This is a genomic window from Thermogemmatispora sp., from assembly GCF_019683635.1.
Classification (GTDB): domain Bacteria; phylum Chloroflexota; class Ktedonobacteria; order Ktedonobacterales; family Ktedonobacteraceae; genus Thermogemmatispora.
Map to the genome: position 1 here is coordinate 22,653 of NZ_JADGIA010000039.1, position 8,441 is coordinate 31,093.

General features: G+C 61.3%; 7 protein-coding genes and 1 pseudogene. 4 read left to right on the forward strand and 4 right to left on the reverse strand.

Annotated features, from left to right (window positions below; all coding sequences use genetic code 11):
* Positions 1-12: 12 nt before the first annotated feature.
* From IRZ31_RS06680 to IRZ31_RS06695, 4 genes are all read right to left on the reverse strand, one after another.
* Complete coding sequence (locus tag IRZ31_RS06680; RefSeq protein ID WP_297151366.1) at positions 13-627, reverse strand: sigma-70 family RNA polymerase sigma factor; 615 nt, start codon at positions 625-627, stop codon at positions 13-15.
* A 204-nt stretch (positions 628-831) separates the two neighbouring features.
* Entirely contained in the window at positions 832-1,602 is a 771-nt protein-coding gene (locus tag IRZ31_RS06685; protein ID WP_297151369.1) for an SDR family oxidoreductase, read from the reverse strand.
* A gap of 184 nt (positions 1,603-1,786) precedes the next feature.
* On the reverse strand, positions 1,787-3,793 hold the full coding sequence (locus IRZ31_RS06690; protein ID WP_297151371.1) for a GNAT family N-acetyltransferase: 2,007 nt from the start codon (positions 3,791-3,793) through the stop codon (positions 1,787-1,789).
* Complete coding sequence (locus tag IRZ31_RS06695; protein ID WP_297151374.1) at positions 3,780-4,490, reverse strand: CBS domain-containing protein; 711 nt, start codon at positions 4,488-4,490, stop codon at positions 3,780-3,782. Before IRZ31_RS06695 ends, IRZ31_RS06690 begins: the two co-directional genes overlap by 14 nt.
* A 332-nt stretch (positions 4,491-4,822) precedes the next feature.
* Here IRZ31_RS06695 and IRZ31_RS06700 point away from each other — a divergent pair, with 332 nt between their 5' ends.
* From IRZ31_RS06700 to IRZ31_RS06715, 4 genes and pseudogenes are all read left to right on the forward strand, one after another.
* The gene (locus IRZ31_RS06700; protein ID WP_297151377.1) at positions 4,823-5,947 is read left to right on the forward strand and encodes a hypothetical protein; all 1,125 of its coding nucleotides are present in this window, start codon (positions 4,823-4,825) and stop codon (positions 5,945-5,947) included.
* Between the two features lie 476 nt (positions 5,948-6,423).
* On the forward strand, positions 6,424-6,987 hold the full coding sequence (locus tag IRZ31_RS06705) for a hypothetical protein (RefSeq protein ID WP_297151379.1): 564 nt from the start codon (positions 6,424-6,426) through the stop codon (positions 6,985-6,987).
* Positions 6,988-7,118: 131 nt separating this feature from the next.
* Entirely contained in the window at positions 7,119-7,937 is an 819-nt protein-coding gene (locus tag IRZ31_RS06710; RefSeq protein ID WP_297151382.1) for a crotonase/enoyl-CoA hydratase family protein, read from the forward strand.
* A gap of 305 nt (positions 7,938-8,242) precedes the next feature.
* Positions 8,243-8,441, forward strand: a pseudogene (locus IRZ31_RS06715) (hypothetical protein); the annotation flags it as partial.

The following is an 8,441-nucleotide window of genomic DNA, read 5'->3' on the forward strand; positions in this document are numbered from 1 at the left end:
GGAGCGCTGAGCTTAGGCCCGGGTGGCAGTGACCTTGCCTGTGTACTCGCGCAGGGCCGTTCGCAGGAGGGGCTTGGCGCGCTGGAAGTAGGTCTTAGCCGTCGCCTCGGGCATCTGCAGCGTCTGGCCAATTTCGGCGAAGCTGAGCTGAGCCAGGTAGCGCAGAAGCACCACAGCCCGGAAGCGTGGCGGCAACGTCTGAATGGCTTCGCCCAGGAGGCGCTGGAGATCGTGATGCTCAGCCAGCTCCTCTGGCAGCGGGCTACCATCGGGCAGCGCGTCCAGCGGAGATAGCTCGTCTTCGTCAGCGTTCCCTTCCAGCTCAGAGAAGTGGACCGCACGCTTGCGTCTCAGTTCATCAAGACAGCGATTGCGTGCCACCTGGAAGAGCCAGGCTTTCAGCGGCTCACCGGTGCGCAGCTTCGGAAGCGAGATGTAGAGTTGCAAGAAAACCTGTTGCAGAATATCGCACGCCTGATCATAGTCGCCGAGAAAGTGGTAGATAAAGCTAAACAGCGGCGTCTGATAGCGCTTTAAGAGCATCTCAAAGGCCTGCTCATCGCCGGCCAGAGCTTTTTGTGCCAGAATACCATCTATATTGACCGCAGGGCGTTCTTGCTTTGTCATCGTTTCGTTTCCTCGTTGCTCTTCGTCCATTTTCCTTCTTGCTAAACAGAAGAGTACTGTTTTTCCGAGCGGATTACAAGGCATTCTGGTCCAGATAAGCTCTGCAGTAACGGGCTCTAAGCAGAAACTAAACCAGGGGGCGCCATTCTTAGGGCTTTTTAAGCTTTGCATGCAGGCCGTTAGTGGCCTGCATGCTCTTGCGAGCTAGATGTTGGAACGAGACTGGGCGCCGTCGACAGGAATGCAGGCGCCGCTGACCAGCGAGGCCGCAGAGGAGGCCAGGAAGACCACCACCGCCGCCACCTCCTCAGGTGTACCGAAGCGGCCTAGCGGCAGCTCGCTTTTCACGAAGGCTTCGATGCTCTCAGGATCGGCCTGGCGCCGGCGGTCCCAGGAGCTGCCGGGGAAGAGCAAGGAGCCGGGCGCGACGCTGTTCACCAGGATATTGTTGGGAGCAAACTGGCGGGCCAGCGACTTGGTGAGGCTGATGGAGGCAGCTTTGAGGGCATTGTAAGCGGGCCGCCCGCCCGATTCGCGCCCGAAAATGGAGGAGATGGCAATGATGCGTCCCCCTCCCTGGCGGCTCATAATGGGGGCCACGAGGCGGGCAAAGTGACTGAGCGCCAGGACATTGAGGGCCAGGGCGTCGTGCCAGTCTTCATCACTGGTATCAAAGATGGTCTGGCCGCGGGCACCACCGGCGTTATGGACCAGGATGTCTATGCGCCCATAGCGATCCATGACGTCCTGTACACTACGCTCGATGTTCTGAGGGATCATGAGGTCAGCAGCGATCGTCAAGATTTCCATACCGGCGCCGCGCAGCTCTTCAGCGGTTTCTTCCAGTGCCTTGCGCCCCCGGGCGATGATGGCCAGCCGACAGCCTTCAGCGCCCAGGGCGCGGGCAATGGCTTTGCCTACCCCACGACTGGCTCCCGTCACGATGGCGACTTTCCCTTCTAGTCCCAGATCCATAGACAGGCTCCACGAAGGATTAGTAAGTGAGCCAGGAGCTACCTGGCTGTTGCTTCTCTCTGAGAGAGAAGGCGGTGTGGACGAGCAGGCGAGTACGGCACGGCCTCGTCTCCAGGCCGAGAGAGCCTCTTCCGCTGAGAGGAGAGCCATGCCGCCCTCGCCGTCCCTCATTGCTCAGCTCAGCTCAGAAACGGGGTAGCTGGGGAGTACTCAGGACCCGGCTAAAGAATTGGCTGACAATGCGCTGGTCGGCCCGGCTGCCGACGCGCACAAGCAAGACATTGGCCGGGTCCATCGCGATATTCGGCTCGTTGGTAGGATACTCCTTAAAGCCCTGAGAGCCAAAGAGCTTGATGAGCATCTCCCGATAGCGGTAGATCGACAAGCCGGTGCCCTCGATATCCCAGTGCCAGGAGAGGCCAACGGCAAAGAAGATCAGGTCCTCACGAGCCTCCAGATCGAGCGCAAAGGCCAGTAGATTGCGCGCGATGCCCAGGCCGCGCCAGTCACGGCTGACCTCGATGGCCACCTCATAGACCTGCTCCAGCCCCTCCCACCAGGCATCACCGGGGGCCAGCGTCACCTCGCCGACGATCTCGCCCCCCGAGGTATGGGCGAGTGCCAGGGCGCAGTCGGCCCGCCGCGCAATCTCCAGCAGTAGGCGGTGCTCGCGCTCGGGTAGGCGTGTGAAGGAACAGAGGCCATTAGAGGGGCGCAAGCGCTCGACAAGCGAGGGAGGACAAAAGTCGCGCAGGAGTACAGGGCCGCGCGGCGTCGGCAAGGTCCGGCTGCGCGAGGGAGTATCAGCGCCGCGCAGGTGAAGCAGATCAAAGAGGCCCGTCAGCGGCGAGCGCTGGCGCAGCGGGGGGAAAGCCGGTCGCACTGCGGGCGGCACCGCCAAATGGCGCACGAGAGAGGCCGTATGGCGGTTGGCCCGCGTGATCTCCTGGAGGCGCGGCACCGGCGGGAAGTGATCTGGCTGGTCTTCAAAGGTCGTGGGGAAAGCGCTCTCCTGCTGTGGTTTGCCCATCACCTCCCAGCTCTCACGTTCGCGCTCGCGCATCGCCTCCCACGAGGGGCGCCAGCGTTCGACCCAGCTTGTCGGGAGTTGCTCGGGCAGTGACTGACCAGACATTTCCGCCCAGACGAGGGCCCAGGCCCGCGGCACAACCCGATAGGGATCATAGCCACCTCCGCCAACAGCGACCCAGCGCCCGCCACAGTAGCGGTGGGCCAGTTCGTGCACCAGGCGCACCTGGGCCTGCAAGGCGCGTGTAGTCAAGGCCAGGTGGGTCAGCGGGTCCCAGGCATGGGTATCGCAGCCGTGGTTGCTGATAATCACGTCTGGGGCAAAAGAGAGGGCTAAAGGCGGCAGCAGGTTCTCTATGATCTCAATATAGGAGTCATCCTGTGTAAAAGGCTCCAGGGGCACATTGACTGAATAGCCACGCCCCAGCCCATTCCCCAGTTCCAGGACATCGCCGGTGCCGGGGAAGAGGTAGCGACCCGTTTCGTGGAGAGAGACCGTCAAGACACGCGGTTCATCATAAAAGGCGCGCTGTACTCCATCGCCATGATGGGCGTCGAAATCGATATAGAGGACTTTGGCCTCGCTGGCGCGCAGCACATGGGCGATGGCCACAGCCGCATCATTATAGATGCAGAAGCCCGAGGCGCGACTGGCCCAGGCATGGTGCAGGCCGCCGCCCGGATGGAAGACATGCACAGGCCGCTCCTGGGGGGAGGTGAACTGACCGCCCTCGGGCAGGCCGAGCACAGCGCTCATAGCGACCAGCGTCCCGCCGGCAATCATTGCTGAGACCTCATGCATCTCAGGCATAATCGGCGTGTCGCCATCGCCGAAGCCATAGCGGAAAGCCAGCTGCTCCAGGTCCTGTCGTTGCTGAGGGGGAAGGGCAGGTAGCCTGGCAGCGGAGGCCCCGAGCTGCTGGACGGCTGCCAGGTAGTCGTCGCTATGGATCAGCCGCAGTTCATCGAGGGAGGCGGGGCGAATCGACAGATGCAGCTGGGGATCACCCTGGCGCCAGAGCTGACAGGCTTCCAGCAGGTCCAGCAAGGACCGCATGCGGTCCGCCTGCAGGGGATGATCGGCCCCAAAATCGTAGTGGAGTTCCAGCGGGTCAAAAGCCAGGCAAACGCGGGGGTGGGAAGCGAGATCAGGCATTGTCATGGCTGCGCTCCTCTAGAGCAAGATCGGGAAACGTGTACTCGATGCCCTCGTCCTGCAGGCGCATCAAGAGAGGGGCCGGATTAATAGTGCCCAGGCGAACGGTCGCTGTGTGTGGCTGGCCGTTTCTGGGCGGAACCACGACCAGGCTACGGACCTGCACGTGCAGCTCGGCGGCCAGGAGCAAAAGGCGGGCCAGCGGGGTTGGATTGCCAGCAGTGAAGGGGATTAGGAGCTGCATCCCTGGCTCGAAGGCTCCCAGAGCACGGGCGAGCGCGATGAGAAGATCGCTCCGCGTCAACAGGCCCACCAGGAGCGCGCGTGTTCGCTGCTCATGCTGCTCGTACTCCACGACCGGCAAACCGTTGAGGCCGCGTTCGACCAGTAGCTGGGCGGCGGCGGCGACGCTGGTCGTGGGGGTCACGCAAACGGGACTGCGATCCATGACCTCCTGCACATGCCGCTCCTGCCAGGGCTGCTGACCCGAGGTGGCGACAGCCAGGTCGATGTCCTGGGAGGTCAGCAGCCCCTCCAGATAGAGAGGCTTCACCGCTCCCGTGAAGCCGAAGATGGCAGGCTCGCCCTGAACCACTGGCAGATGATGGAACTGAAACTGGCGCAGTAGCGTGGCAGCATGCCCGAGGGTATCGTCGGGGGTCACTGTGATCAGCTTTCTGGTCATGACGTCTTTGACAAGCATGGCGGGCCCTCCTCCTTTGCCGAGCCGCACCGGCGGCGTTCGTCACTGCGGGAAACTGATAGAACGACCTTCAGCCGTCTTTATGATAGCATATGGCCACGGAGAGCGCGCCATATCCCTGCCTCACAGCCTTCCGCTTCGCTGGCCTCCCTGGGGAACTAGCCTATCTGGGGGAGAGAGCACCGGATGTTGCCCCTGCTCCGTCCCCATCTGTAGTATCCTGTTCACGAGGAGGCAAACCGTTCCTCCAGGACACTCCTTACCGGTCGATCGCTGTTAGCCGTTTCTGGGAAAGAGAGCAGGGGTTTTTTTTGAGGAGAACGTGGATCAGCATGATGACTCCGACAAGACGCACTAACCGGGGGGAGGCGCTCAGCAAGATTCCTACCAGGCCCCTGCAGGGGACCCTACCAGGCCCTGCTTCGCGCGGCTCCAGGAAGACCTCTGTCTTAATGGGGCTTTTCTTTGGGCTACTCCTACTGCCGGTGCTGCTCGCAGGAACAACGCTGGCCTGGCAACTGGTGGCTCGCCAGCAGCGGCCCTCGGCGCTGCTCAATGAGGAGCGCCTGGGAGAACGAGCGGAGCCAATTCCACCTTTCGACCCTAATCAGGGGGCGATTCTCCCCCGCTACCGGGTGGTGGCCTTCTACGGTATTCCTGGTGCGCCAGCGACCGGGCCAGCCTACCAGCTCAGCACTCAGATGCTGGCCCGCCTGCAAGCCCAAGGAGCGGTTTATGCCCAACTCGATCCTACGCACCCCGTGAAGCTAGCCATTGATCTGGTGGCCAGCGTGCCCGATCGCTATCCCGGTCCCGAGCAGACCTACAGCCATCATCTGGACCCAACAACCATCGAGACATACATCCGCTTCTGCCAGCAGCACGATCTGCTGCTGTTTTTAGACCTGAGCTTCGGCCAGGCTCCCGTGATGCAGGAGTTGCGTTTCTTTCTGCCCTATCTGGAACACTACAGCTTCGTAGAACTGGCGATTGATCCCGAGTGGATGTTTCCGCGCCACAACGGTATTCCAGGCGTCAACCTCAGTAACGTGCGCGCTTCCGATCTGAACCCGGTCATTGAGACACTGGCAGCTCTACCGATGCAGTACCATGTGCCGCGCAAGATCCTGGTGATCCACCAGTATCGCGGCGATGGAGATGGTCTGAAGAATCCGTATGACGCTGCGATGGCCGAATTTGCCGATAAGCGTAATTTACTCTACGATCCACGCGTCGACGTAGTGATCCATGTAGATAGCGTCGGCGGCTATCGTGGCGATCAGCAAGATAAGATTCGTCAATACAGGATGTGGGTAGAGGAGGATATGCAGAAGTACCATAATTTCCGTTATGGTGGCTTCAAGCTCTTCTACCACATCGAGGCGCGTACTCTGATGACTCCTGCCCAGGTGCTCGCATTGCAGCCACCACCAATGGTGATTTCCTACGGGAATTAGCCTCGTCGCGCCCCGGAGCCTGCAGGGTACCAGTCTGGCCCCGGGACCCTGGTGCTCGCTTATCTGCTCCCCTGGGCCGGCTCGTTGGCTCGCGCGACCTTGTCACGCGTTGGAGGCTATCCCTATCCTTGGGAGTTGAATACCTGCGCAGCACACAAGGCCAGTGTTGTGTGGACTCTCCTGCTTGGCGAATCAAGAGCTATCCTGGCTGAGTCAAGCCAGCCCCCTTTGCGGCTGATCCGCATGATACTCTTCATTGCAGGGCCGCAACAGCGACTATACCAGGAAGGCAGCTCCCCATCGATCCCAGAGCGGTCCTGAAGGTGTTTGGGCCTCCACTCCACTGCCAGTCCTCGACCTGTATCTGGATAGCTGTAACCTGCAAGCGTACGACTTAAGCGGATACCACGGTAGCCGGGCCGCCACCGCTCACCCGGCATTCCATCCCTGCTCTACTCTATTACGCTGGAGGGTCAATGATGCGACGGTTTCGCTCGATGACAATGAGGCTTTGTTTGCTGATCCTGGCAGCTGGAATCGTGTTGGCTTCCTGCGGTAGCAGCACCTCGAACACAGGGACAAGTAGTACGACCAGCAATACCGGTGGATCGATGAACGAGACGCCGACGACGGCAAGCATGCCGGGCAGCGTGGTTGTAAAGATAGCCACGATCTCACTCAACGGTCAGTCTACAGCGATTCTGACGGATACGCATGGCAAGACGCTCTACTACTTCACCTCGGATACGCCAACACAGTCGGCCTGTACGGGTGGCTGTGCCAGTACCTGGCCTCCCCTGCTGTTCCAGGGGAGTGGTTCTCCTCAGAGCGCATCTTCTCTGCCTGGCAAGTTAAGCGTAGCCCAGGACGTCCACGGTCAGCAGGTGGCCTACAATGGGCACCTGCTCTATACGTACGCCGGTGATACAGCGCCGGGGCAGGCGCATGGCAATGGCATTGGAGGACGCTGGTTCGTGGCCACGCCTTCCCTATCGGTGTTAGCAACTCCCACGCCCAGCGGTAGCCAATATAAATACTAGGCGGTGGCAGCTGCTAGACAAGCGGTGGCCCGAGAGGATAGAGTGAAATGTGATGGACTGAGCGAGGCCAGCCCATGAGCCTCGTCGATTGTCTGTACTCATGCGCAGAAGGAAGAAGGAGACGAGTAACAATGTCTGAGCACACCGAGACCACCGCGACAAGTAACCCTGGCGAAGGCAGGCCGCTGCTGGTAGAGCGACAGGGAGCGGTTTTGATTGTGACGCTGAATCGCCCAGAGAGTCGGAACGCCATCACGATAGAGCTAGCGAGCGCCTTGCTAGAGACGTTCCGCAGCTTTGACAGCGATTCGGGGCTGGCCGTGGCGGTTCTGACAGGGGCCGGTGGCAGCTTTTGCTCCGGCTTCGATCTGAAGGAACTGGCAGCCGGGCATGCTCCCGGGCTTGATAGTGAGGATGCCGGCCCACTCGGCCCGACGCGTCTGCTCTTGCAGAAGCCAGTGATTGCGGCTATTGAGGGCTATGCTGTGGCGGGCGGCCTGGAGCTGGCGCTCTGGTGCGACCTGCGCGTGGCCGCAGAGGATGCTATCCTGGGGGTCTACAATCGTCGCTGGGGCGTGCCTCTCATCGATGGGGGAACAGTGCGCCTGCCTCGCCTGATTGGCCAGAGCCACGCGCTTGATCTGATCCTGACCGGACGCGGCGTCTCGGGTGAGGAGGCCTGGCGCATGGGCTTGGTCAACCGCCTGACGCCTCACGGAGAGGCTCTGCCTACAGCCCTGGCCCTGGCCAGCAACCTGGCACGCTTTCCTCAGCAATGCCTGCGCTCTGACCGGCTCTCTCTCTATGAGCAATGGTCTCTTCCTCTGCCAGAGGCCCTGCGCCTTGAGGCCAGCTACGGTCTCAGGACGCTCCAGTCGACAGAGGCTCAGGCCGGGGCCAGGCGCTTCGTTGAGGGGCATGGCCGCCACGGACGCTACGATGATCTGTGAGGCCCTTGAGGCGGGCCCGCTCGCGTCCCCACACGGACCTCTGCTTTCGCTGAGCAGAGAGAGCAGGTTAGGCTCCCCTTTCACTCCCTCCTGCTCCTCTGCCCCCTTCTCTCCCCCCTCCCTTGACAAAGGGCGCTCCATACAGGTATATATGTATCCGTAACCGTTTACGTAATCGTTTACGGTACCGCTTGCGGCACGCAAGCGAGGGGAACTCGCCCTCGCACTCTGCCGAAATCAGGGATGGTTTCGCAGAGCGGGGAGCGCAGGAATAGTAGCACAAGGAAAGGAAAGCAAGGAAAGCTATGGCATCACAGGTACCCAGGCGCCAGCGTCTGCGGGGACGCAAGCAGCTGCTGGCGTTGCTGGCGCTGCCCGTCCTGCTGCTGACGGGGTTCTTTGGCAGTCAGGCGCGGGTGCACGCCGCCAGCTACTGCCAGGTCAGCTACAGCGTCGTCAGCCAGTGGCCTGGCGGCTTCAGCGTCAACCTGGTGCTGCAGAACA